This window comes from Variovorax sp. dw_308, assembly GCF_019207085.1.
In the GTDB taxonomy this organism is placed as follows: domain Bacteria; phylum Pseudomonadota; class Gammaproteobacteria; order Burkholderiales; family Burkholderiaceae_C; genus Variovorax.
This window is the reverse complement of sequence record NZ_JAATOM010000005.1, coordinates 194,105-213,627: the sequence shown is the minus strand read 5'-3', so window position 1 is coordinate 213,627 and position 19,523 is coordinate 194,105. Positions and strand designations below refer to the sequence as shown.

19 protein-coding genes and 1 pseudogene are annotated in these 19,523 nt (G+C 68.0%); 11 read left to right on the top strand and 9 right to left on the bottom strand.

Annotated features, from left to right (window positions below; all coding sequences use genetic code 11):
* The first annotated feature begins 94 nt into the window (after positions 1 to 94).
* The 5 genes from HCU76_RS12985 (at position 95) to HCU76_RS12965 (ending at position 4,888) form a co-directional block, all read left to right on the top strand.
* A complete protein-coding gene (locus HCU76_RS12985) occupies positions 95 to 1,216 on the top strand; it encodes an NADH:flavin oxidoreductase/NADH oxidase (protein WP_213956163.1) in 1,122 nt (373 codons plus the stop codon).
* A 125-nt stretch (positions 1,217 to 1,341) separates the two neighbouring features.
* Positions 1,342 to 2,226: an alpha/beta fold hydrolase gene (locus tag HCU76_RS12980; RefSeq protein WP_213956162.1), complete on the top strand. Its 885-nt coding sequence runs from the start codon at positions 1,342 to 1,344 to the stop codon at positions 2,224 to 2,226.
* A 35-nt stretch (positions 2,227 to 2,261) separates the two neighbouring features.
* On the top strand, positions 2,262 to 3,194 hold the full coding sequence (locus HCU76_RS12975) for a tripartite tricarboxylate transporter substrate binding protein (RefSeq protein WP_218509518.1): 933 nt from the start codon (positions 2,262 to 2,264) through the stop codon (positions 3,192 to 3,194).
* An 18-nt stretch (positions 3,195 to 3,212) separates the two neighbouring features.
* Positions 3,213 to 4,451, top strand: a complete 1,239-nt coding sequence (locus tag HCU76_RS12970; protein ID WP_218509517.1) for a CaiB/BaiF CoA-transferase family protein — start codon at positions 3,213 to 3,215, stop codon at positions 4,449 to 4,451.
* A 2-nt stretch (positions 4,452 to 4,453) separates the two neighbouring features.
* Positions 4,454 to 4,888 carry a MaoC family dehydratase gene (locus HCU76_RS12965; RefSeq protein WP_218509516.1) on the top strand — a complete coding sequence of 145 codons (435 nt, stop codon included), beginning with the start codon at positions 4,454 to 4,456 and terminating at the stop codon, positions 4,886 to 4,888.
* Between the two features lie 199 nt (positions 4,889 to 5,087).
* Here HCU76_RS12965 and HCU76_RS12960 read toward each other — a convergent pair whose 3' ends face one another.
* From HCU76_RS12960 to HCU76_RS12950, 3 genes are read right to left on the bottom strand one after another with little or no spacing between them, the layout of a single operon-like run.
* Positions 5,088 to 6,011 carry a LysR family transcriptional regulator gene (locus HCU76_RS12960; protein ID WP_218509515.1) on the bottom strand — a complete coding sequence of 308 codons (924 nt, stop codon included), beginning with the start codon at positions 6,009 to 6,011 and terminating at the stop codon, positions 5,088 to 5,090.
* Between the two features lie 49 nt (positions 6,012 to 6,060).
* On the bottom strand, positions 6,061 to 9,105 hold the full coding sequence (gene uvrA / locus HCU76_RS12955) for an excinuclease ABC subunit UvrA (protein WP_371319810.1): 3,045 nt from the start codon (positions 9,103 to 9,105) through the stop codon (positions 6,061 to 6,063).
* 48 nt (positions 9,106 to 9,153) lie between these two features.
* The gene (locus tag HCU76_RS12950) at positions 9,154 to 10,581 is read right to left on the bottom strand and encodes a chloride channel protein (protein WP_213956157.1); all 1,428 of its coding nucleotides are present in this window, start codon (positions 10,579 to 10,581) and stop codon (positions 9,154 to 9,156) included.
* 138 nt (positions 10,582 to 10,719) lie between these two features.
* Here HCU76_RS12950 and ssb point away from each other — a divergent pair, with 138 nt between their 5' ends.
* The 3 genes from ssb to HCU76_RS12935 all read left to right on the top strand — a co-directional run bounded on the left by ssb (position 10,720) and on the right by HCU76_RS12935 (position 12,951).
* Positions 10,720 to 11,262, top strand: coding sequence for a single-stranded DNA-binding protein (ssb, locus tag HCU76_RS12945; RefSeq protein WP_213956156.1), 543 nt, complete (start codon positions 10,720 to 10,722; stop codon positions 11,260 to 11,262).
* A gap of 116 nt (positions 11,263 to 11,378) precedes the next feature.
* The gene (locus tag HCU76_RS12940; protein ID WP_213956155.1) at positions 11,379 to 11,861 is read left to right on the top strand and encodes an ion channel; all 483 of its coding nucleotides are present in this window, start codon (positions 11,379 to 11,381) and stop codon (positions 11,859 to 11,861) included.
* 196 nt (positions 11,862 to 12,057) lie between these two features.
* The gene (locus HCU76_RS12935) at positions 12,058 to 12,951 is read left to right on the top strand and encodes a dienelactone hydrolase family protein (protein WP_213956154.1); all 894 of its coding nucleotides are present in this window, start codon (positions 12,058 to 12,060) and stop codon (positions 12,949 to 12,951) included.
* 110 nt (positions 12,952 to 13,061) lie between these two features.
* On the opposite strand, the gene HCU76_RS12930 is transcribed toward HCU76_RS12935, so the two are convergent.
* Together HCU76_RS12930 and HCU76_RS12925 are read right to left on the bottom strand one after the other, a co-directional pair.
* Positions 13,062 to 13,583 (bottom strand): GNAT family N-acetyltransferase, encoded by a 522-nt coding sequence (locus HCU76_RS12930; protein WP_213956153.1) that lies wholly within the window; start codon positions 13,581 to 13,583, stop codon positions 13,062 to 13,064.
* A gap of 104 nt (positions 13,584 to 13,687) precedes the next feature.
* Positions 13,688 to 14,146: a GNAT family N-acetyltransferase gene (locus HCU76_RS12925; protein ID WP_213956152.1), complete on the bottom strand. Its 459-nt coding sequence runs from the start codon at positions 14,144 to 14,146 to the stop codon at positions 13,688 to 13,690.
* A gap of 211 nt (positions 14,147 to 14,357) precedes the next feature.
* Here HCU76_RS12925 and HCU76_RS12920 point away from each other — a divergent pair, with 211 nt between their 5' ends.
* From HCU76_RS12920 to HCU76_RS12910, 3 genes are read left to right on the top strand one after another with little or no spacing between them, the layout of a single operon-like run.
* Positions 14,358 to 14,885 carry a 2,4'-dihydroxyacetophenone dioxygenase family protein gene (locus HCU76_RS12920; protein WP_213956151.1) on the top strand — a complete coding sequence of 176 codons (528 nt, stop codon included), beginning with the start codon at positions 14,358 to 14,360 and terminating at the stop codon, positions 14,883 to 14,885.
* A 5-nt stretch (positions 14,886 to 14,890) separates the two neighbouring features.
* Positions 14,891 to 15,610, top strand: coding sequence for an SDR family NAD(P)-dependent oxidoreductase (locus tag HCU76_RS12915; protein ID WP_218509514.1), 720 nt, complete (start codon positions 14,891 to 14,893; stop codon positions 15,608 to 15,610).
* Positions 15,611 to 15,613: 3 nt separating this feature from the next.
* Positions 15,614 to 16,447: an IclR family transcriptional regulator gene (locus HCU76_RS12910; RefSeq protein WP_213956149.1), complete on the top strand. Its 834-nt coding sequence runs from the start codon at positions 15,614 to 15,616 to the stop codon at positions 16,445 to 16,447.
* Between the two features lie 76 nt (positions 16,448 to 16,523).
* Here HCU76_RS12910 and HCU76_RS12905 read toward each other — a convergent pair whose 3' ends face one another.
* The 4 genes and pseudogenes from HCU76_RS12905 to HCU76_RS12890 all read right to left on the bottom strand — a co-directional run bounded on the left by HCU76_RS12905 (position 16,524) and on the right by HCU76_RS12890 (position 19,483).
* Positions 16,524 to 17,117, bottom strand: a complete 594-nt coding sequence (locus HCU76_RS12905) for an MBL fold metallo-hydrolase (protein WP_371319809.1) — start codon at positions 17,115 to 17,117, stop codon at positions 16,524 to 16,526.
* Positions 17,118 to 17,182: 65 nt separating this feature from the next.
* Positions 17,183 to 17,485, bottom strand: a pseudogene (locus HCU76_RS36600) (MBL fold metallo-hydrolase); the annotation flags it as partial.
* Positions 17,486 to 17,671: 186 nt separating this feature from the next.
* The gene (locus HCU76_RS12895) at positions 17,672 to 18,604 is read right to left on the bottom strand and encodes a 3-keto-5-aminohexanoate cleavage protein (protein ID WP_213956147.1); all 933 of its coding nucleotides are present in this window, start codon (positions 18,602 to 18,604) and stop codon (positions 17,672 to 17,674) included.
* Positions 18,605 to 18,607: 3 nt separating this feature from the next.
* On the bottom strand, positions 18,608 to 19,483 hold the full coding sequence (locus HCU76_RS12890) for a fumarylacetoacetate hydrolase family protein (RefSeq protein WP_213956146.1): 876 nt from the start codon (positions 19,481 to 19,483) through the stop codon (positions 18,608 to 18,610).
* Positions 19,484 to 19,523 lie beyond the last annotated feature (40 nt).

The window sequence follows — 19,523 nt, the reverse complement described above, 5'->3', positions numbered from 1 at the left end:
AGTCAACGCTGGCCAATATCCCGGTTCGCCGCGCGCGTCGCACGAGGGATTTGTCCGGCGTTGCCATCACCCGCCCCTTCGCGACAGGAATCCCATGAGTTCACTCTTCTCCGCCGGCACGCTCGGCCCGATCGAACTGCGCAACCGCATCGTCATCGCGCCGATGTGCCAGTACTCGGCGCAGGACGGCAATGCCACCGACTGGCATCTCATGCACCTGGGGCAGTTGTCGCTGTCGGGGGCGGGGCTGCTGATCATCGAGGCGACCGCGGTGGAGCGCCAGGGCCGCATCACGCCCGGCTGCCTCGGCCTGTATTCGGACGACAACGAGGCGGCGCTGAAGCGCGTGCTGGATGCGGTCCGGGCTTATTCGAAGATGCCGGTCGGCATCCAGCTCGCCCATGCGGGCCGCAAGGCGTCGAGCCACGTGCCGTGGAACGGCGGGCAGAGCCTGAAGCCGGACGAAGGCGCGTGGCAGACCGAAGCACCCTCCGCGCTGCCGCATGCGCCCGGGGAGCCGCCGCCCATCGCGCTCGACGCTGCAGGGCTGGCGCGCGTCAAGGCCGCCTTCGCGCGTGCTGCGCAACGCGCAGAGGCGCTCGGGCTCGACTCAATCGAGCTGCACGCGGCGCATGGCTACCTGCTGCACCAGTTCCTCTCGCCCATCGCCAACCAGCGCACGGACGAATACGGCGGTTCGCTGGCCAATCGCATGCGCTTTCCGCTGGAGGTGTTCGATGCGGTGCGCGGGGCGGTGGCGGCGCACATCGCCGTGGGCATGCGCCTCTCGGCCAGCGACTGGGTCGACGAAGGCGAGAGCTGGACGGTCGACCAGAGCGTGCAGTTCGCGAAGGCCCTGGCCGCGCGTGGCGGCAGCTTCATCCATGTGTCGTCGGGCGGCGTCTCGCAGAAGCAGAAGATCCCGCTGGTCGACGGTTACCAGGTGCCCTTCGCCGAACGCATCCGGGCCGAGTCCGGGCTGCCGACGATCGCGGTGGGCCTCATCACCCATCCGCAACAGGCCGAGGCCATCGTCGGCAACGGACAGGCCGACTTCGTGGCGATCGCCCGCGCGATCCTGTTCGAGCCGCACTGGCCCTGGCGCGCCGCCGCCGAGCTTGGCGCGCAGGTGGATGCGCCGAAGCAGTACTGGCGCTCGCAGCCGCGGGAACTGAAGGGCCTGTTCGGGGACGGCGCGCGCATCGGCCAGCGCTGAAGGAACTCGCGGCTCGCGCGATCGCGCGGTGGCAACTGACCACTTTCGTAGTCATGCGCCATTTGCAAATCTGAAATGAGTGTTGCGCGATTGTGTCTCCGAGGCGACTGCCTAGACTTGCAGGCATGAATGCTGTCACGCGCCACCTCCGCGTTTCCCTCGGTGAAAGCACCGTTTCCTCGCGCATTGCGTACAAGCTGTGGGGCGAGTCGTCGCACCCGCTGGTGCTCTGCGTGCATGGCCTGAGCCGCAACTCCAGCGATTTCGATGAACTGGCGCAGGCACTGGCTGGCCAGTACTGCGTCGTGTGCGTCGACTTGCCCGGCCGCGGGCAGAGCGACTGGCTGGCCGACGCCAGCCTCTACAACAGCCGCACCTACCTGACAGTGCTGGAAGAGCTCGTCAGGCACCTGGCGGTGCGCACGGTGCATTGGGTCGGCACGTCGATGGGCGGCCTGCTCGGCTTGCAGATGGCGGCGCGCCACCCCCAACTGGTTCGTTCGCTGGTGCTCAACGACGTCGGCGCCGAGCTGGACGGCGCGGAGCTGCAGCGGCTGCGCGACCAGGCAGCCACGCCGGTGGAGTTCCGGGACCTCAGGGAAGCCGCGGTCTACTTCCGGGCCACGCTCGGGGGCTTCGGCCAGCTGGACGTCGCCCGCTGGGAGGCGCTGGCGAAGTCCAGCGTGATCGCCGACAAGCAGGGCGGGCTGCGCAGCCGCTTCGATGTGCGCGCGGTTCCGCTGGAGCCGGTGACCAGCCGGGTCTACCTGTGGCCGGTGTGGAATGTCGTGAACTGCCCGGTCCTGATACTTCGCGGCGAGCATTCCAGGCTCCTGAGCAGGGAGGTCTGCATGCGCATGCAGGAGGAGCATGCCGACGCGCGCTGGCTCGAGATTCCCGGTACGGGCCATGCACCGCTTTTCGTCGACGAGCGGACAATCGGGCCGATCGGCATGTTCCTCCATCGCGCCATGCGCCTGGCTCACTACCAGGACGCATTACAGGGTTGAAGTTCAATCCACTGCTTCTACTTGTCGTGACTGCCGTGTTCGCGCTCCCGCTCCAAGCCCTCGCTGCCGACGAGCCTGCCGCGACACGCATCGTCGTGGGATACCCGGCCGGTGGCGGCGCGGATGGCCTGGCTCGCGCCTATGCGCAGGCGATGAGCAAGTCGCTGGAGCGTCCGGTGATCGTCGAGAACAAGCCCGGTGCCGGCGGCACGATGGCGGCGGTCGCGGTCAAGGGCGCGCCGGCCGACGGATCGGTGCTCCTGCTGGGCAACATCGTGGTGAACGTGCTCAGCGAGTTCACCTACAACAAGCTCCCGTACGACCCCAAGGCCGATTTCGTGGCCGTGGGCCAGGCGGCGCGGCTCGAGATCGCGCTGGCGGTGCCGCCCGACTCGGCGGCCAGGACCGTCGCCGACTACCTGGCGGCGGCGAAGGCCGATCCGCAGCACGCTGCTTTTTTCGCTTCGCCGGCGGCCGGCAGCCTTCCGCATTTCTTCGGCCTGTTGCTGGGCAAAGCGGCTGGCGTCGAGCTGTCGCACGTGCCGTACAAGGGCGGCGCGCCCATGAACCTGGACCTGATGGCCGGCCGGGTGCCGGCGGCGTTCAGCGCCGCTTCGGAGTTCGTCCAGCTGCACAAGGCCGGACGCGTGCGGATGCTGGCGACCAGCGGCGACCGGCGCTCCGAGCAGACACCCGATGTGCCCACCTTCGCCGAGGCCGGCTTCCCGACGGTGCACGGCAGCAGCTGGCTCGCGCTGTTCGCGCCCGCGCGGACACGCCCGGAGACGCTGGCGCGGCTGGAGGCGGCCATGCAGGCCGCATCCGCCGACCCGGAGGTGCGCAAGGCGATCGATGCGCTGGGCATGGAATACCCGAACATGACGCGCGAACAGTTCAGCCAGCAGCTCCCGGAGGAGCGGCAGCGCTGGGGCGCGATCGTCAGGGCCTCCGGCTTCAAGGCGGATTGAACGGGCACCGGCACGGCGATGATCCTTCCATCCGACGACGACTCCGCGCCATCCGATGCCCCGGCCGGCCCGCTGGCCGGCATCCGTGTGCTCGATCTTTCGACCATCGTCGCGGGCCCGCTCGGCGCCGCGCTGCTGGCCGACCTGGGCGCCGAGGTGCTCAAGGTGGAGATGCCCGGCGAGGGCGACCACATCCGGCAGCTGCCGCCCCACAAGGACGGGATCTCGCTGTGGTCCAAGGTCACCAACCGCAACAAGCGCGGCGTGACGCTGGACCTGCGCGACCCGCGTGGCCGCGCCGTGCTGGAGCGCATGCTGCCGTCCTACGACGTGCTGGTCGAGAACTTCCGGCCGGGCACGCTGGCCGCGTGGGGGCTCGACGCCGACCGGCTGCGCAAGCTGAACCCGCGGCTCATCGTCACGCGGGTCACGGGGTTCGGGCAGACCGGCCCGTATGCCAACCGACCGGGTTTCGCCCGCATCTTCGAGGCCCTGTCCGGCTTCGTGAACCTGTGCGGCGAACCTGGTTCGCCGCCCACCTTTCCCGGCGTGCCGGTGGCCGACGTGCTCACCGGCGTGTTCACGGCCTTCTCGGTCTGCGCCGCGCTGGTGCGGCGCAACGCGGACCCGGAGGGCGAAGGCCAGGAGATCGACCTGTCGGCCACCGAGGCGATGTTCAGGGTCATGGACTTCATGGCCATCGAGTACGACCAGCTCGGCAAGATCCGCGGGCGCACCGGCAACCTCAATGCCTACTCGGCGCCCGGCGACGTCTACCGTACACGTGACGGCAAGTGGGTGGCGCTCGCCGTCAGCGCGCCGGCCGTGTTCCGCCGGCTGGCCACGGCCTGGCAGCGGCCGGACCTGCTGGCCGACCCGCGCTTCGTGTCGAATGCCGACCGCCTGAGCCACCGCGAGGCGATCGAGGCCATCGCGCAGGCCTGGTTCGGCGAGCGGACGCTGGTCGAGGCAAGTTCGGTGCTGCTGGCGCACGACGTCAGCTTCAGCCCCATCTTCGACATCCGGGACATCTTCAACGACCCGCACTTCGAGGCCCGCAAGGCGATCGTCTCCGTCAAGGACGACCAGCTGGGCTGGGTCCGGATGCAGGGCGTGGTGCCGCGCTTCTCGAAGACCCCGGGCCGGGTCTGGGCCAGCGGGCCCGAGGCGGGGCAGCACAACGCCGATGTCTATGGCGCAGAGATGGGGATGTCCGACAGCGTCCTCCAGGAGCTGCGCGAAAAGGGAGTGATCTGATCATGATGGAAGCTGTACTTGCGCCGGTCACCTATGTCCGCGGCGCCTTCCTGTTCGGCGAGGACGACATCGCGACCTACCTCGCGATGGTCGGCGGCGGCCATCCGGTGCACAGCTCGCAGGCGCTCGCACAGCGCGCGGGGCTGCGCGCCGTGCCGGTGCCCGGCGTGCTTGTCACCGGCGCGGCCGTCGCCGTGCTGGGCCGGCATTTCAGCGGCCAGCCGATGGCGCTGGTCGACGTGCAGGCGCGATTCCGGGCGCCCATCGCGGTGGACGCGGAAGTGCGCGTGACCTGGACGCCGGCCGAGACCTCGCCACTGCGCTCGGGGCGCCGCACCGTCGAATATGTCGGGCTGTGCCAACTGGTCGGCGACGAGACCGCGGCGGAGTTGTCGGCGCGCATTCAACTCAGCGAAATGCCACCGGCGGGAGACTGAAGCGAGCCAGGTCCGCTGCCGGCACGACGCGGCGTGTCCTGGGTCGAGGGCGGTGGGTGTCCCCCGCAGCGAAATAAAGGAGGAGCCGAAGGCGGGGGACATTCGCGGAGGGGGATACCTGCCGTCCTCGGCCCGCGCACCACCCGGTTCAAGCTTCATGCTTCATGCGAAGAGTGGTGCCATGGTTCAAGCCCCGGAACTACCGCCTGGATGACGGCACCTGCGCGCCATGCTGTGCCGCGCTGGGCGCCAGTTCCACGAGCAGGCGCTGGACGACACGCGCGGCCGCATCGATGGGATGCGCGCTGGTGGTGGCCAGCCAGGTGTGCTGCACCAGGCTGGGCTCGACGATCTGCGACCAGGCATAGCGCTCGGGCCCATAGTCCCGGAACGCCACATGCAGCGGCACGATGGTGAAGAGGGCGCCGTTGCCCACGGCCGCGCGGATGATCGTGTCCGATGTGCTCTCGAACGCAATGTCCAGCGAGATCTTGCAGCGCTTCGCCGTGGCTTCGAGCATGGTCACGAGGGCATTCGGCTTGGTCGCCATGGCCAGCGGTACGCCATCCAGCTTGCGGAAAGCCACCGTGGGCGCCTCCTTCGCCGTCTCGCGCAATCCCAGCACCACCAGCGGCGCACGCAGCACCGCCTCAGCGTTCTTGACGGGGGCGGAGCTGTAGCGATTGAACAGGCCGATGTCGACCTTGCCGTTGGCAATCCACTCCTCGACCTGCCCGCTGTAGGCCTCGCGCGTGCGCAGCTTGATCCGGGGATAGGCCTCCTGCAGCGACTTGAACACCTGCACCGCCAGCGGCCGGACGGAGGGCACCATCGCGAGTTCCACCGTTCCCGAGGGGCCGCTGCGCTCACCGGCCATTTCCGCGACCAGATCGTCGAGGCCCTGCAGCAGCAGGGCGGCCTGCGGCAGGATGCGCAGGCCCAGTTCGGTGGGTGCCACGCCGCGCCCGGTTCGGTGCAGCAGCTTGGCGCCGACGTGGGTTTCCAGTGCGGCGATCTGCCGGCTCAGGATGGACTGGGTCACCCCCAGCGCCACCGAGCCGCGCGTCAGGCTGCCATGCTCGGCGACGGCGCAAAGCGCCTTCAGGCTGCCCAGGAGGTCCATTCATCGACAGGTCGTTGAGAGGGACACGATCCTATAGTCGCCGGCCGGCCTACGCCAGCAGCCGTTTGAGGTATTTGCCCGTGTGGCTCGCCTCGTTCGCCGCGATGTCCTCCGGCGTGCCTTCGCCCACCACCGTGCCGCCGCCGGCGCCGCCCTCGGGGCCCATGTCGATGAGCCAGTCGGCCGTCTTGATAACGTCGAGGTTGTGCTCGATCACGACGATGGTGTTGCCCGCATCGCGCAACTGGTGCAGCACCTTCAGCAGCAGCTCGATGTCCGCGAAGTGCAGGCCGGTGGTCGGCTCGTCGAGGATGTAGAGGGTGCGACCGGTGTCGCGCTTGCTCAGTTCCAGCGCGAGCTTCACGCGCTGCGCCTCGCCGCCAGAGAGCGTGGTCGCCGCCTGCCCGAGCTTGATGTAGCTGAGGCCCACGTCCAGCAGCGTGTGCAGCTTGCGCTCGATGGTCGGCACGGCCTTGAGGAATTCGTAGGCCGTCTCGACCGTCATCTCGAGGATCTGCGCGATGTTCCGGCCCTTGTACTGCACCTCCAGCGTCTCGCGGTTGTAGCGCTGGCCGTGGCAGACCTCGCAGGGCACGTAGACGTCGGGCAGGAAATGCATCTCGACCTTCACCACGCCGTCGCCCTGGCAGGCCTCGCAGCGGCCACCCGCCACGTTGAAGCTGAAGCGGCCCGGGCCGTAGCCGCGTTCGCGCGCGGTGTTGGTCTCGGCCATCAGCTCGCGGATCGGCGTGAACAGTCCGGTGTAGGTGGCGGGGTTGCTGCGCGGCGTGCGGCCGATCGGCGACTGGTCGACGTTGATGACCTTGTCGAAGTACTCGATGCCTTCGACCGACTCGTGCGCCGCAGGCTCCTCGTGCGCGCGATACAGCGTGCGCGCGACAGCGGTGTAGAGCGTGTCGTTCACCAGCGTCGACTTGCCCGAGCCAGACACGCCCGTCACGCAGGTCAGCAAGCCGACCGGGAAGGCGACACTGACGTCCTTCAGGTTGTTGCCGGTCGCGCCGATGACGCGGATCTCCTGCAGGTCGGTCTGCGAGGCGAGATGCGCCGCTTCGCGGGCCTGCCGCTTCAACGCGGCGGGGCTGGGCGGGAACTTCGGCTTGATCGGCTTCTTGTCCTCTTCAGGCTTGCGCAGCACCGGCAGCCAGGGCGTGCGGCGCTTCGGAACCTCGATCTTCCGGGTGCCGAGCAGGTACTGGCCGGTCAGCGACTCGGGGTTGTCGCGCACCTGCTCGAAGGTGCCTTGCGCCATCACGCGCCCGCCGTGAACGCCAGCGCCCGGGCCCATGTCGATCACATGGTCGGCGGCATGGATCATGTCCTCGTCATGCTCGACCACGAGCACGCTGTTGCCGATGTCGCGCAGGTGCTTCAGCGTGCCGATCAGGCGGTCGTTGTCGCGCTGGTGCAGGCCGATGCTGGGCTCGTCGAGCACGTACATCACACCGGTCAGGCCCGAGCCGATCTGCGAGGCCAGGCGGATGCGCTGCGCCTCGCCGCCGGACAAGGTCTCTGCGCTACGGTCCAGGCTCAGGTAGTTGAGCCCCACGTCGTTCAGGAACTTGAGCCGCAGGCCGATCTCGCGGATCACCTTGTCGGCGATCTCGGCCTTGGCGCCGCGCAGCTTCAGCGTCTGGAAGTAGGCCAGGCTGTCGCGCAGCGTGACATGGCTGATCGCGAAGATGCTCATGCGCTTCGACTCGCTGCCGGAGTCGTCGACGAGGAACACATGCCGCGCCTCGCGCCGCAGTCGCGTGCCGTGGCAATCCGGGCAGGGCTGGTTGTTGCGGTAGCGGGCCAGTTCCTCCCGCACGGCGATGGAATCCGTCTCGCGATAGCGCCGCTCCATGTTCGGGATGATCCCTTCGAAGGGATGCTTGCGCACGAGCTTGCGGCCGGCACTCGCCCCGGACTCCATCACATAGCTGAACTTGATCTCTTCCTCGCCAGAGCCGTGCAGGATCGCGTTGCGCGCGTTCTCCGGCAGGTCCTCGAAGGCCTTGTCGATGTCCACGCCGTAATGCTTGGCCACGCACTCCAGCATGCTGAAGTAATAGCCGTTGCGCCGGTCCCAGCCCTTGACCGCCCCGCTCGCGAGCGACAGCGTCGGGAAGGCGACCACGCGCGTCCAGTCGAACACCTCGCGGTTGCCCAGGCCGTCGCAGCTCGGGCAGGCGCCCACCGGCGAGTTGAACGAGAACAGGCGCGGCTCCAGTTCGGCCAGCGAGTAGTGGCAGATGGGGCAGGCGAACTTGGCGTTGTAGAGGTGCTCCTTGTCGGGCGCGCCTTCCACGCCGAGTTGCAGGGCGATCGCGCGGCCATCGGCCAGGCGCAAGGCGGTCTCGAAGCTCTCGGCCAGGCGCTGCTGCACGTCGGGGCGCGCGCGCAGCCGGTCGATCACCACGTCGATGTCGTGCTTCTCGGTCTTCTTGAGCTTGGGCAGGTCGTTGTATTCGTAGGTCTGTCCGTCGACGCGGAAGCGCACATAGCCTTGCGCCTGCATCTCGGCGAAGAGTTCCAGGAACTCGCCCTTCTTCTCGCGCGCCACCGGCGCCAGGATCATCAGGCGCGGCTCGTCGGGCATGGCAAGCACCGCATCGACCATCTGCGACACCGTCTGCGCCTGCAGCGGCAGGTCGTGGTCGGGGCAGAAGGGCGTACCGGCGCGGGCATACAGCAGGCGCAGGTAGTCGTGGATCTCGGTCACCGTGCCCACGGTGGAGCGCGGGTTGTGGCTGGTGGCCTTCTGCTCGATGCTGATCGCGGGCGAAAGCCCTTCGATCACGTCGACATCGGGCTTGTCCATCAACTGCAGGAACTGCCGCGCATAGGCCGACAGGCTTTCCACATAGCGCCGCTGGCCTTCGGCATACAGCGTGTCGAAGGCCAGGCTCGACTTGCCCGAGCCCGACAGGCCGGTGATCACCACCAGCTTGTTGCGCGGGATGTCGAGGTCGATGTTCTTCAGGTTGTGCGTGCGTGCGCCGCGGATGCTGATGCGCTGCTGCGCGAGCAGGGCGCCTAGGTAGGCGCGATCGATGTGATCGACGTTGTCCGGGGTGGGGGAATTCACTTGGGGGTCGGTTCTGGGCAACCGGACATCATAAATCCCCGGGGCTTTTCAGCGGGGCGGGGCGGATTCGGGCTCCGGCGGGGAAAGGGTATCGGTCCGGGGCGGGGTGGCGTCGGGGCCATGTTCTGGCGAGGCGGACGGCTCGGCGCTGACCGGCGACGGCGACCCGATCGCCGCCGCCACCATGTGCTCGGCCAGCGTGTCGTACAGCGGCCGGCTGATCATGCGCGACACCAGGCTCGCCAGCATCGCGCCCGCCATCAGGCTCAGCACCATCGCGTGACCGTCGACCATCTCCATGACGATGATGAAGGAGGTCAGCGGCGCCTGCGTCACCGCGGCCAGGAAGGCGGCCATGCCGATGGCGATGAGCGCGGGCCCGAGGTTCGCATTGGCGATCTGCGCCACCACCTCGCCGATGCCCGCGCCGATGGACAGCGAGGGCGCGAAGATGCCGCCCGGCGCGCCGCTCCAGGCGCTGAGCCAGGTGGCCACGAACTTGAGCAGCGTGTCGATGGCCGGCAGGCGGTCGTGGCCCTTGAGCATGTCCTTCACCGCCTCCGAGCCCGCGCCGAAGGTCACGCCGCCCGTCGCCAGCCCGATCACCGCGATCGCCAGCCCGCAACCCGCGGCAAAGCGGTACGGGTAGCGCGCGCGCCATGCGTTGAAGCGCCCCGGCGCCCCGGTGAGCGAGGCGATGAACAGCCGCCCGAACAGCCCGCCCGCCGCGCCGCAGAGCAGCGCCACCAGCAGGCCGGGCAGCAGCGCCTCCCAGCCGAAAGGCGGCACCTTGAGCACGCCGAAATAGCTGGTATTGCCGAAAGCCGAGACCGCCACGAGGCCGGCCAGCACGATGGCCGTGATGATCAGCCCACTTGCGCGCGACTCGATGCGGCCCGACAGTTCCTCGATGGCGAACAGCACGCCCGCCAGCGGTGCATTGAATGCGGCCGCGATGCCCGCCGCGCCGCCGGCCATGAGCAGGGCGCGCGAGTCGATGGTGGTGTTGGGCGACAGCCAGCGGCGTGCATGCTGCATCACGCCCGCCGCGATCTGCACCGAAGGCCCTTCGCGCCCGATGGAGAGCCCCGCTGCGAAGCCTGCGGTGGTGAGCACCATCTTGCCGACCGCGAGCCGCAGCGACACGAACATGGACCGCCGCTCGGGCGGCAAGGCGGGACTCAGCGCCGCCTTGACCTGCGGGATGCCCGAGCCGCCAGCGGCCGGGAAGAATCGCCGTGTGGCCCAGACGACGCCCACTGTGATCAGCGGCATGGTGACCAGCGGCAGCCACGGCTGCCATGCGAAGACGCGCTGGAAGCCGGTGAATATCCAGTCGACCGCCATCGTGAGCGCGACCACCGAAAGCCCTGCCGCCACCGCATAAGCCAACACGATGGCCCGGTCCAGCCACATCCGCCCGCCGCGCAACTCTGTGCGCAGGTGCTCGAAGAAGTCGGGCTCGTGGTGGTTCATGCAGCGGGGGCCATTCTGACGGTGCGCAATAGTTGTGCCCACCCCCGGAAATCACGCCCCCGCCGATCGGGCACAATCTCGCCTCGCGTTTTTCTCGTTAAAACCTCCTCTTTCATCCATTCATCAGGGGCAGTGCACATGGCATCCGTCAACAAAGTCATCCTCGTCGGCAATCTCGGGCGCGACCCGGAAACCCGTACCTTTCCAAGCGGCGATTCGATCTGCAACGTGACGATCGCGACCACCGACAAGTGGAAGGACAAGCAAAGCGGCGAAATGCGCGAGGCCACCGAGTGGCACCGCCTCGTCTTCAACGGCCGCCTGGCCGAGATCGCCGCGCAATACCTGCGCAAGGGCTCGCAGATCTACGTCGAAGGCTCGATCCGCACCCGCAAGTACCAGGACAAGGACGGCGTCGAGAAGTACGCCACCGACATCCGTGTCGACCAGATGCAGATGCTGGGCAGCCGGCAAGGCCAGGGCGGTCCTGCCGCGGGTGGCGGCGGCGGTGACGACGAATACGGCCAGGGTGGCGGCTACTCGCAAGGTGGCGGTGGTGGTGGCGGCTACGCGTCGCGCGCCCCGGCAGCCGCACCGCGCGCACCAGCGCCCGCACCGCGCCCGGCGCCGTCCAAGTCGCCGTCGGGCTTCGACGACATGGACGACGACATTCCGTTCTGATCGCAAGTTCTTCGGTCTTCCTGACTGAAGAGGCCCGCAGCTTCGCCGCTGCGGGCCTTTTACTTTGTGCGCACCGGCATCCCCATAATGTCCCTCGCATCACATCGGAGACCGCCATGTTCGATCTTTTGGCATGGGCCATTGCAGCCGTCATGGTTGTCATCTCGGTCATGGTGCATTTCGAGACGATGACGCTCATCTCCGACCGACTCGTGCCGTGGGGGCTGCGGCGGTTGCAGGGGCGGCGCACCATCATCCTGGCGATGATGGCCCTCATGCTGGGGCACATCGCCGAGATCTGGCTGTTCGCGTTGACGCTTCGCGTGATGTCGGCGATCCCGGCATTCGGCGGCATCGGAGGAACGTTCGAGGGCAAGGTCGGCGACTTCCTGTACCTGTCGGCCGTCAATTACACGTCGCTGGGCTACGGCGAGGTCTATCCAATGGGCAGCATCCGCGCGATCGCCGTGACCGAGGCCTTGACCGGCCTCATGATGATCGGCTGGTCGGCCTCCTTCACCTACCTGAAGATGGAGCAGCTCTGGCAGTCGCGCGCAGCCCGCACCCAGGTGCAGCACGCCAGGCATGAGAAGCCGTGACGTGATCGCTGCCGCGTGGTGAAGGGGACCAGTACCTGCATCACCGTGCCTTGGTCGTCCCCCGTGCCGTCGGCATGGCGCGCATCGGAACAAAGTGGGTCGGATGCCATCGAACAGCCCCGCGCGCTACGGCATTCCTGCGATGCAGCTATCGTGCCGGCGTAGCCCCACTTCGTATCGACGCGCGGAGACCCCGATGCCCCCCACCCTGCCCCACGAGAAGTTCGACCAGGACCTGCTGACCCTCTTCGACGCCTACGTCCATGGCGACGTCGACCGCCGCGGCTTCCTTGACAAGGCTCGCCGCTTCGCCAAGGCCGGCATGACGGCAGCCGGACTGCTGGCCGCGCTGAGCCCGGACTTCGCGGCAGGCCAGCAGGTCAAGCCCGACGATGCGCGGCTCCAGGCCGAACGGATCAACGTGCCGTCGCCCGCCGGCAGCGGCACCATCCGCGGCTACCTGGTGCGACCGGCGTCGGCGGGCATGTCGAAGCTGCCTGCCGTGCTGGTCATCCACGAAAACCGCGGCCTGAACCCGCACATCGAGGACATCACGCGCCGCCTCGCACTCGACGGCTTCATGGCCTTCGCGCCCGACGCGTTGACGTCCTCGGGCGGCTATCCCGGCGACGAGGACAAGGCGCGCGACGCCTTCGGCAAGCTCGACCAGGCGAAGACGCGCGAGGACTTCCTGGCCTCGGCCAACTGGCTGCGCGGCCGCGCCGATGGCAACGGCAAGATGGGCGCGGTGGGCTTCTGCTGGGGCGGCGGCATGGTGCACTGGCTGTCCACGCGCCTGCCCGACCTGAATGCCGGCGTGCCCTTCTACGGCAACACGCCGGCGCCCTCGGAGGCGGCCAAGGTCAAGGCGCCGCTGCTGGTGCAGCAGGCTGCGATCGACGAGCGCATCAACGCGGCCTGGCCCGGGTACGAAGCGGCGTTGAAAGCCGCGGGCGTGAAATACACGGCCTGGCGCTACCCCGGCACGCAACACGGCTTCAACAACGACACCACACCTCGCTACGACCCGGCCGCGGCCAAGCTGGCGTGGGAGCGGACGGTGGCCTTCCTGAAGGCCAACCTGGACTGATGCGTTCATACGACTTTGCAATCAAGCGCGGGACAAGGCGGAGCGCCGCAGACAGGCCGTAGCATGGCAAGGCGGTCCAACGCAGTTATGCGCTTGATTGCGAAGTCGGATCAGCCGTCCACCGGCTGGGCCGGCGTGTCCAGCACCAGTTGATAGAAGCCCAGGTCCAGCCATCGACCGAACTTGAACGCGGCTTGCACGATCGTCCCTGCATTCGAGAAGCCCAGCTTCTCATGCAGCGCGATGCTGCCGGTATTGGCGACGTCGATGGCGCCGACCATCACGTGGACCTCCTGCTTGCGGGCCGCCGAGATGAGTTCCTTCATCAGCGCGATGCCGATGCCCTCGCCACGATGGTCCCGGTGCACGTAGACCGAATGCTCGACCGTGTACTTGTACGCCGGCCAGGCGCGAAAGGTGCCGTAGCTCGCGAAGCCCCGCAGCCGCCCGTCCGGCCCGGTTGCGCCGATCACGGGAAAGCGCCCGGCTTCCTTCGCCTTGAACCAGCCGACCATGCTTTCCGGCGTGCGAGGCTTGTAGTCGTACAGCGCCGCGGAACTGACGATGGCCTCGTTGAAGATCTCCAGGATCTCGGCGGCATGGGACTCGTAGGTACAGGTGACGAACTGCATGGTGGGACTCCAGTGGGTCGATGCTAGCCACCGGCGACTCGGAAGAAAAGTTCGAGTCGCTGTCCGGCCGCGGCGCAAGGCGGCCTTCGTTCAAGCCGGCGCCTTCACACGCTCTTCCGGTAGAACACCCGGTCATACCCATCCTGCGCCCGGCGGTCGTATTCGACGTAGCCGATCCGGGGATAGAACACCTGGTTCTCCGTCATCATCGAGTTGGTGCAGAGGTAGAGGGATTCGTAGCCTCGCGCACGGGCCTCGGCCTCCGCGAACACCAGCAATGCCCGGCCCACGCCGGTGCCCTGACTTTGCGGCGAGGCCGCCACGGTATCGATGTAGAAGCCGTCCTCGGTCTCGTACTGCACCAGCACCCCGACCACCTGGCCTTTCAGTTCCGCGACCCAGGCCTGGCCCCGGGCGATGACGGCCGGGTAGACCAGCAGCATCGGCGCGGGCGGCCGGCCGATGCGCGGCACATAGCGCTCGAATGCCGCACGGACGCAGGCCGCCGCCGCATCCGCATCGTTCTCGCGCGCCGCGCGAACCTTCACTTCGGTGGTTTTCATCGATCAGCCTCGACCTGTTTCGCAATGCCTGGGGCATGAAGATACGACATCGTGCTTCGGGCGCGTTCGACCCGTGGCTGCGCCCGGGCCCCTGCGTCGGACAGCCCTCGGTCCGCGCCCGCATGAATCCCGACCCAAGGGTTTACGCACATCGCCAAAGCGTCCTCGCTGTCTACAATATGGACCATTATCCACAATATGGACGAGCTAAATGCCCATCGATGACGCGGATCCCAACCCCAAGACCCCGTACCAGTACCCGAACCCGCCGGACGCGCTGCCCGAGATCGTGGTGCAGCACGCCATCCCGACGGACGAGCGGCTCTGGGTGCCGCAGGCGGAGAACGTGTGGTTCCGGCCGCTCTGCCTCAACGCGAGCCAGGGCTACTGGATGAACCTGCTGCGCGTGCGCAAGTCGGGCGTGTTGAGCCGCCACCGGCATCCGCAGGCGGTGCACGGCTTCGTGCTCAAGGGCCGCTGGCGCTACCTGGAACACGACTGGGAAGCCACCGAAGGCAGCTACGTCTTCGAGCCGCCGGGCGAGACGCACACCCTCTACGTGCCGGAGGACGTCGAGGAAATGATCACCTACTTCCAGGTCAACGGTGTCATGTACTACACCGACCCGTGGGGCAAGGGCATGGGCTACGAGGACGTGTTCACCAAGATCGACATGTGCCGCAAGCACTTCGAGGCGGTCGGCCTCGGCGCCGACTACACCAAGCAGTTCATCCGGTAGGCGCCATGACGTACGCGGCAGGACTTTTCAAGGGCAAGAGGGCGCTCGTCTCCGGCGCGACGCAAGGCATCGGCGCGGTCATCGCCAACCACCTCGCGGCGCTTGGCGCGACCGTGACGGCCATCGGACTGGGCCCGGGCGACGGCACGCTCGACGCCGCGGTCGAGGTGCGGCAGGCCGACGTGACATCGGAGGCCAGCCTGGGAGCGGCACTGGGCGAAATCGCCACGCTCGACATCGTCTTCAACTGCGCGGGCATCATCCAGCGTGGCGCGGAGCATGAGCTCGCCGTCTTCGAGAAAGTGCTGGCCGTGAACCTCACCGGGACCATGCGCGTCTGCGCCATGACGCGCGAGCGCCTCAAGGCGAGCGGCGGCTGCATCGTCAACACCGCCTCGATGCTCAGCTTCTTCGGCGGCGGGCTGGTGCCGGGGTATTCGGCCAGCAAGGGCGGGGTGGCGCAGCTCACCAAGTCGCTGGCCATCGCCTATGCCGCGGATGGCATCCGCGTCAACGCGGTGGCCCCGGGCTGGATCGCGACGCCCCTCACCAGGGCCCTGCAGGACGACCCCGCGCGCGCCGGTCCGATCCTCGCCCGCACGCCATTGGCGCGCTGGGGTACGCCGGACGACGTGGCGCGGGCTGCGATGTTCCTGTGCACGCCCGCCGCGTCGTTCATGACGGGCGTGATCCTGCCGGTCGATGGCGGCTACATGGTGTCCTGACCGATGCCCGCTCCCGTTGCTTCGTCCTCCGCCGAATCGCCCCTCCAGGCCCAGGTCGCGGGCACCGCATCCTTCTCCAAGTTCATGCGCGTGCTGCAGCTGGTGGCCGATGCCGAGGAGCCGGTGAACGTCGGCGCCCTGATGCGCGCCAGCGGCTATCCGCGGCCCACGGTGCATCGCATCGTGGCGGCGCTGGTTGCCGAGCGAATGCTGGTGGAAAACCCCGGCGCCGCGACCTTGGCCCTGGGCCCTCGCCTGATCCAGCTTGCGAACCGCAGCTGGGGCCGCTCCGAGCTTCGACTGGCCGCCGTCGAGGAACTCAAGCGCCTGCGCGACCTGACCGGCGAGACCGTGCACCTCGCCGTGCCCAACGGCGCCAGCATGGTCTACATCGAGAAGCTCGAAAGCCCCAGCGCCGTGCGCATGGCCTCGCGCATCGGCACCAGCGTGTCGCTGCATTCGACGGCCGTCGGCAAGGCCTACATGGCCGCGCTCGATGACAAGCGCTTCAAGGCGCTGGTCAAGGGGTTGCCGATGCCCCGCCATGCCGCGAACACAGTGACCGATGCCGCCGTCCTGCGCGCGCAGATCGAACAGGTGCGCGAACGCGGCTGGTCGGTGGACGACGAGGAGAACGAGGCGGGCATCTTCTGCTTCGGCGCGGCCATCCGCAACGCCGCGGGCCAGCCTGTGGCCGCTATCAGCGTGAGCACCCTGCTGTTCCGCCAGAAGGAGAACCCCGAGCAAGCCTATGTCGCGCCCTTGCTGGAAGCCTGCCGCGTGATCTCCGAGCGCATCGCTCAGACGCCGTCGCTGCAGGGGAGGGACGTGCGGTAGCGCAGCCGGCAAAGAGCGCCCTGCCGCACAACGCGTGGTCTCGGGCATCGCCTACACGCGCCGCCCTGCAATGGACTCAGATCGCCTGCAGGTCGCGTCCCACGATCACCGGCCCGCTGTAGAACTTGCGAACACCCGCGATGTAGTCGTCGTCGCTGAGCGGCTGCTTCTCCAGGCCACCCGGGATCAGGTGGTTCAGCACCAGCAGCTTGACGCCGGCGGCGGCGGCGACGCGGCCGACGTCCTCGGTCGAGGTGTGCTTCGTCAGCACATGGGTGATCAGGGACTCGACCTCGGCCGGTGGCCGTCCCTGCTGCTGGAACATGCCCCGGAGGATGGCGCGCGTAGCCTCCAGGTGCATGGCCTCGTGCACCAGCACGTCGGCGCCTTTGGCCAGCGCGATCACGTTCTCGCTGTAGCCGGTGTCGCCCGAGAAAACCACCGAGCGGCTGGCGGTGTCGAAGCGGTACGACAGCGACTGCTCATCCGGCACCTCGAAGTGCGTGTTCTCCACGCAGGTCACGCGCACGTTGGCATCCTGGTACACCGCGCCGGGCCTGACGTCGTGGCCCTTCCAGAGCGTCTGCGGCAGCTGCTTGCGGCCTTCGTCCACGCGGCGGATGGTTGCGTTCGCCCGGCCGTAGTCGATCGCCGAGCGGACCAGTCCCACGGTGCCGACCGGGCCGTACACGTCGGTCGCGCCCGCTTGCCATTGCTCCAGGCGACCCCCAGCAGCGGCGACACGCCCGCGTTGTGGTCGTCGTGGTGGTGGGTGATGAAGATCCTGTTGACCGCGGAATGCCGGATCCCGGCACGCTCCAGCTGGTTCAGCGTGCCTTCTCCGCAGTCGACCAGATAGGGCTCGCCGTTCACGACCAGCACGTTGGCAGGCTGCGCGCGGTCCAGGCGCGGCGGCGGCCCGCCCGCCGTGCCGAGCAGCACCAGGCGATTGGCAGGATCCTTGCCTGCATTCGACGCGGGCGACGTGTTGGCCGTCGATCCGGTGCGATCACCCGAAGCGCAGCCCACGATGGGCATTGCACCGAGCAGCAGGGCTGCGTTGGCGGCGAAGCGGAGCACACCACGGCGCGTGGCCTCGGGCTGCTCGCGTGCCGAAGCCTTCGCAAGGATGGCGTTGGACGAAGGATGGCGATCAAGAGTGTTCATGGAGTGTCTCTGTGAGTGGGTTGACGGCGATGTGAAGGGGTCGCAACGAGCGGCATTTCAAGGCAGCCGAACCGTCTCCCGCCCCTTCAGCCCCAGCATCTGGCGCGCCTCGTCAGGCGAGGCGATCTCCATCCCCAACCGCTCCAGCACATCGCGGATCAACGTCACCTGCTGCGCATTCGACGTCGCCAGCTTCCCGGCGCCGATCGACAGCGAATCCTCCAGCCCCACGCGCACGTTGCCGCCCATCAGCGCGGCCTGCGTCACCAGCGGCATCTGGTGCCGGCCGGCGCCGAGCACCGACCATTGGTAGCTCTCGCCGAACAGCTTGTCCGCGATGCACTTCATGTGCACCAGGTTCTCCGGGTCCGGCCCCATGCCGCCGAGCACGCCCAGCACGAACTGCAGGAAGATCGGCCCATGCACCAGGCCGCGATCGACGAAGTGTTTGAGGTTGTAGAGATGGCCGACCTCGTAGCACTCGAACTCGAAGCGCGTGCCATGCGCCTGGCCCAGGCGCTGCAGCACCTCCTCGATGTCGGCGAAGGTGTTGCGGAAGATGTTGCGCCGCGTGCCCTCGATGTAGTCGCGCTCCCAGTCGTGCTTGAACTCCTTCATCTTGTCCAGCACCGGAAAGATCGCGAAGTTCATCGAGCCCATGTTGCACGACGCCATCTCGGCCGAGATGTCGAGCGCGCCGGCCATGCGCTGGTCCAGCGTCATCGTGATCGAGCCGCCGGTGGTGATGTTGATCACCGCGTCGGTGGCCGCATGGATGCGCGGCAGGAACTGGCGGTAGATGACGGGGTCGAACGCGGGGCGGCCGTCGACCGGATCGCGCGCGTGCAGGTGCAGGATGGACGCGCCGGCCTCGGCCGCAGCGATGGCCTGTTCGGCGATCTCGTCGGGCGTGACCGGCAGATGCGGCGACATGCTCGGCGTGTGGATCGAGCCCGTGACCGCGCAGGAGATGATGACCTTGCGTGCCATGGTTCAACCCCCAGCCGGCTCGGCCACGACGACGCTCTCGATGTGGCCGATGCCATCGATCTCCACGCGCATCACGTCGCCCACCTTGACGAACGACGGCGGCGTCATGCCCACGCCGACGCCCGAGGGCGTGCCGGTGGCGAGCACGTCGCCCGGCTCCAGCGTCATCACGGTCGAGAGGTAGGCGATCTGGGCCCAGATGTCGTAGATCATCTCGCCGGTCGAGATCTCCTGGCGCACCTCGCCGTTGAGCTTCATGCGCAGTTGCAGCGCATGCGGGTCGGGCACCTCGTCGGCTGTGACGATCCACGGGCCGAAGGGACCATGCGTGTTGAAGGACTTGCCGAGCATCATCGTGGGCGAGCGCATCTGCCAGTCGCGCACCGACACGTCGTTGCAGACCACGTAGCCCGCGACCACCGAAGGCGCGTCTTCCACCGACACGTGCCGGCAGCGGCGGCCGATGATCACGCCGAGTTCGGCCTCGTAGTCGAGCTTGTCGGAGGCACGCGGCATCTGCACCGGCTCATACGGCCCATGCACGCACGAGACCTGCTTGTTGAACCAGACCTGGCTGTCCGGCACCTTGATGCCGGCGGCGATGGCCTCGGCCACGTGCTTGCGGTAGTTCATGCCGATGGCGAGGTACTTCGACGGGTTGGGCACCGGCGCATCGAGCCGCACGTCGGCCAGCGGGTAGCTGACGCCGACGCTGGCATCGACGGCGCGCGCACGCGCCATCGCGGCGGGGCCCGCCTGCAGCAGTTCGCGCATGGTGCGCGGCAGCGATGCATCGCTCGCGGGCAGGTCGATGACCTGCTGGCCGATGACCTTGCCGATCGACTGGTGGCCGCGGCAGTTGAATGTGACGAGTCTCATGGTTTCGCTTCGAGAAAATGGGAAGGAGAAGTTATGGAGG

Coding starts and splice junctions, on each gene's coding strand:
- HCU76_RS12985 (WP_213956163.1), top strand. CDS start 95: ATGAGTTCACTCTTCTCCGCCGGCACGCTCGGCCCGATCGAACTGCGC.
- HCU76_RS12980 (WP_213956162.1), top strand. CDS start 1,342: ATGAATGCTGTCACGCGCCACCTCCGCGTTTCCCTCGGTGAAAGCACC.
- HCU76_RS12970 (WP_218509517.1), top strand. CDS start 3,213: ATGATCCTTCCATCCGACGACGACTCCGCGCCATCCGATGCCCCGGCC.
- HCU76_RS12965 (WP_218509516.1), top strand. CDS start 4,454: ATGATGGAAGCTGTACTTGCGCCGGTCACCTATGTCCGCGGCGCCTTC.
- HCU76_RS12960 (WP_218509515.1), bottom strand. CDS start 6,011: ATGGACCTCCTGGGCAGCCTGAAGGCGCTTTGCGCCGTCGCCGAGCAT.
- HCU76_RS12950 (WP_213956157.1), bottom strand. CDS start 10,581: ATGAACCACCACGAGCCCGACTTCTTCGAGCACCTGCGCACAGAGTTG.
- ssb (WP_213956156.1), top strand. CDS start 10,720: ATGGCATCCGTCAACAAAGTCATCCTCGTCGGCAATCTCGGGCGCGAC.
- HCU76_RS12940 (WP_213956155.1), top strand. CDS start 11,379: ATGTTCGATCTTTTGGCATGGGCCATTGCAGCCGTCATGGTTGTCATC.
- HCU76_RS12935 (WP_213956154.1), top strand. CDS start 12,058: ATGCCCCCCACCCTGCCCCACGAGAAGTTCGACCAGGACCTGCTGACC.
- HCU76_RS12930 (WP_213956153.1), bottom strand. CDS start 13,583: ATGCAGTTCGTCACCTGTACCTACGAGTCCCATGCCGCCGAGATCCTG.
- HCU76_RS12925 (WP_213956152.1), bottom strand. CDS start 14,146: ATGAAAACCACCGAAGTGAAGGTTCGCGCGGCGCGCGAGAACGATGCG.
- HCU76_RS12920 (WP_213956151.1), top strand. CDS start 14,358: ATGCCCATCGATGACGCGGATCCCAACCCCAAGACCCCGTACCAGTAC.
- HCU76_RS12915 (WP_218509514.1), top strand. CDS start 14,891: ATGACGTACGCGGCAGGACTTTTCAAGGGCAAGAGGGCGCTCGTCTCC.
- HCU76_RS12910 (WP_213956149.1), top strand. CDS start 15,614: ATGCCCGCTCCCGTTGCTTCGTCCTCCGCCGAATCGCCCCTCCAGGCC.
- HCU76_RS12895 (WP_213956147.1), bottom strand. CDS start 18,604: ATGGCACGCAAGGTCATCATCTCCTGCGCGGTCACGGGCTCGATCCAC.
- HCU76_RS12890 (WP_213956146.1), bottom strand. CDS start 19,483: ATGAGACTCGTCACATTCAACTGCCGCGGCCACCAGTCGATCGGCAAG.